The 3090-nt window shown below is 40.8% G+C and carries 3 protein-coding genes; 1 reads left to right on the top strand and 2 read right to left on the bottom strand.

The genetic code is table 11. From position 1 onward, the window contains the following. Positions 1–290: 290 nt before the first annotated feature. On the bottom strand, positions 291–1595 hold the full coding sequence (gene eno, locus JEQ21_RS09630) for a surface-displayed alpha-enolase (RefSeq protein WP_199365299.1): 1305 nt from the start codon (positions 1593–1595) through the stop codon (positions 291–293). Between the two features lie 146 nt (positions 1596–1741). On the opposite strand from eno, the gene JEQ21_RS09625 reads away from it, so the two are divergent. Beyond that, complete coding sequence (locus JEQ21_RS09625) at positions 1742–2188, top strand: YueI family protein (protein WP_196092442.1); 447 nt, start codon at positions 1742–1744, stop codon at positions 2186–2188. 45 nt (positions 2189–2233) lie between these two features. On the opposite strand, the gene JEQ21_RS09620 is transcribed toward JEQ21_RS09625, so the two are convergent. Further along, positions 2234–2866: a hypothetical protein gene (locus JEQ21_RS09620; protein ID WP_196092443.1), complete on the bottom strand. Its 633-nt coding sequence runs from the start codon at positions 2864–2866 to the stop codon at positions 2234–2236. Positions 2867–3090: the final 224 nt, after the last annotated feature.

The raw sequence follows: 3090 nt of genomic DNA, 5'->3' as shown, positions 1-3090 counted from the left end.
AAATAAAGCTGCTGTTTCTTTACGTGTATGTCCCTCTTTAACATATTCAAGGACACGTTTTCTAAAATCAATTCCGTATGCCATAGGAATAGTATACCACATACAGTTTATAATCTAAAAGACTATAAAACTCAGATTTATCATAAACAAAAAGAACAGTAACCACCAGTTAAACTAACTAGTCTGTACTGTTCTCTATGCACAGTGGTTGATTGGCAGCATAGCTGCCTAATCATCTGTGTGGGGGTACTACTACGAAATTGAATGAAATTCAATTTCTGTAGTACTCCCTATTTTTTAAGGTTGTAGAATGATTTCAAACCTTTGTATTCTGCAACTTCACCAAGTTGATCTTCGATGCGAAGCAATTGGTTGTATTTAGCGATACGGTCTGTACGTGACAATGAACCTGTCTTGATTTGACCAGCGTTCGTTGCAACAGCGATGTCTGAGATTGTTGAATCTTCAGTTTCACCTGAACGGTGTGATACAACCGCAGTGTAACCAGCTTCTTTAGCCATTTCAATCGCTTCAAATGTTTCTGTCAAAGTACCGATTTGGTTTACTTTGATAAGGATTGAGTTAGCAGCTCCTTCAGCGATACCTTTTTCAAGGTAGGAAGTGTTTGTTACGAAGAAGTCATCACCAACCAATTGAACTTTGTCACCAAGACGCTCAGTAAGAACTTTCCAACCATCCCAGTCGTTCTCGTCCATACCATCTTCAATAGTGATGATTGGGTATTTTTCAACCAATTCAGCAAGGTAGTCAACTTGCTCAGCAGCTGTACGAACAGCAGCTCCTTCACCTTCGAATTTAGTGTAGTCGTAAACTTTGCGCTCTTTGTCGTAGAACTCAGATGATGCACAGTCAAATCCGATGAAGACATCTTTACCTGGTACATAACCTGCAGCTTCAATCGCTGAAAGGATTGTTTCTACAGCATCTTCAGTTCCTTCAAATTTAGGAGCGAATCCACCTTCGTCACCAACAGCTGTTTCAAGACCACGACCTTTAAGGATTTTCTTAAGTGCGTGGAAGATTTCAGCACCGTAACGAAGAGCTTCTTTAAATGTAGGTGCGCCAACTGGCAAGATCATGAACTCTTGGAATGCGATTGGAGCATCTGAGTGAGATCCACCGTTGATGATGTTCATCATTGGAGTTGGAAGCACTTTAGCGTTGAAACCACCAAGGTAGTTGTAAAGTGGTACATCAAGGAAGTCAGCAGCTGCACGAGCTACAGCGATAGAAACACCAAGGATTGCGTTAGCACCCAATTTACCTTTGTTTGGAGTTCCATCAAGTGCGATCATAGCACGGTCGATAGCTTGTTGATCACGTACATCGTAACCAATCAATGCTTCAGCAATGATGTTGTTTACGTTGTCAACAGCTTTTTGTGTACCAAGACCTAGGTAACGAGATTTGTCTCCATCACGAAGTTCTACTGCTTCGTGCTCACCAGTAGAAGCGCCTGAAGGAACCATACCGCGACCGAATGCGCCTGATTCTGTATAAACTTCCACTTCAAGTGTTGGGTTACCGCGTGAGTCAAGGACTTCGCGAGCGTAAATATCAGTAATAATTGACATTTCTTACTCTCCTTATGAGTTAATTTTTATTACCCTTCTATCATAACGCAAAAAAAGTGGTTTTTCAAGGGAAAATTGGAGCCCTGTGAAATAAATTGCAAGTTCCCCCACCCACCCACTCTTTTAAAAAGTGCTATACTAGAATCATGAAGAATCTAGAAAAAACATTGATGGAAAAAGCAGCGGGTTCTCTCCGCTTAGATCCCGATCAACAGCGGAAATACTTAGGAACCTTTCAGGAGCGAGTTATTTGTGGTATTTCGATTGCTGAGGCTAAAGATCCACAACTCAAACAAAATCTCCCATACATTCTGAGTGCTTTAAACGCAACATACACCCCCCTCTACCTTAAAATTTCGCCTAGTATTCCCAATGATCTCCAATTAACCTATCTGAAAATGGGGAGGGATCAGGGGATTACTTCTACCATCGTATCTGATGAATCTAGCCATTCTCCTTTTGGGTTAATCCTCCATTCCGATCACGCTCTTAACCTTGAAGACACCAGCATAAAGGCCTATCTACCTCAGAAAAAGAAAGAATCGAACCCTAAGACAAAAAAAGGATTCTTCCAGAAACTCTTCGGAGGCTAACCCATAAAAACCAGTTCTGCGCGAACTGGTTTTTATAATACTCTTTTACGGTTTGATTTGCGATTCAATCATAGCCAAAAGGCGTTCTCGGTCTAATTTGAGGTAGGCAATCGCTTGCCCATTGTGAATTTCAATATTTTCCAGAGCGTATCCCTCAGCTGGAAGTGTGATTGGAAGGGTCAGATCATCCCGTCTGAAATCAGGCGAAATCGCATCTTGGTCAAGGACCATCCGCAGTAAAAATTTTGGCAAGGGAATTTTCCCTAATTTAGCAGACTCAACAACTGCTTCAAGCTGGCCCTCCTTGATCACTAGGCTCATATTTAGTTCTAGTTGACTTGTAACTGGACCGAATAGAGTTAGAGGTTGGCGAACTTGGATGTAAGATTGTTCAAATCCGATAGCAGAATTTTCTAAATCTGTTTTCTGTTCCTCAGATAGATTTTCATTCAAGATCGATTTCAAGTCGTTACTAGAAACGACCATTTGCGAGGTCAAACCATCTCCCGTGGAACTTAAATTAGAGACTGCTTGTTGAATCAAGGTTACAAAATTAGTTTTATCCTCCCAAGCACCAAAGCGTTCCTGACTCGTTACCGGATTACTTGGAATAATAAGGTACCAAGCGATCCCTAGAAGTACCAGGATTGTGGCTAAAAATTTCAATAATCCTTTCATGTCCTACGACTCTTTCTAATTTTACTCTACCCCCATTATACCACAGGCTGTTTTTTCTTTCGTAAACGATGGTGATCCCTGAGTTTATCACTTTATACTCCCGAGTTTATCACTTTGTGTTGTAAGCAATCCAGCTCAACCGCTTGATAGAACTGTATTTTTTCAACATTTTTTGCACAAAACTCTTGTTGTATATGGTTGTGTATGATATAATAGAAATATGG

Origin of the sequence: Streptococcus sp. 121 (genome assembly GCF_016458205.1) — a bacterium.
GTDB lineage: Bacteria > Bacillota > Bacilli > Lactobacillales > Streptococcaceae > Streptococcus.
The sequence above is the reverse complement of the archived record's forward strand: the minus strand, read 5'-3'. Positions and strand labels throughout refer to the sequence as shown.

What these genes read in the sequence shown, in the direction of transcription:
- eno (WP_199365299.1), bottom strand. Translation starts at nt 1,595, where the DNA reads ATGTCAATTATTACTGATATTTACGCTCGCGAAGTCCTTGACTCACGC.
- JEQ21_RS09625 (WP_196092442.1), top strand. Translation starts at nt 1,742, where the DNA reads ATGAAGAATCTAGAAAAAACATTGATGGAAAAAGCAGCGGGTTCTCTC.
- JEQ21_RS09620 (WP_196092443.1), bottom strand. Translation starts at nt 2,866, where the DNA reads ATGAAAGGATTATTGAAATTTTTAGCCACAATCCTGGTACTTCTAGGG.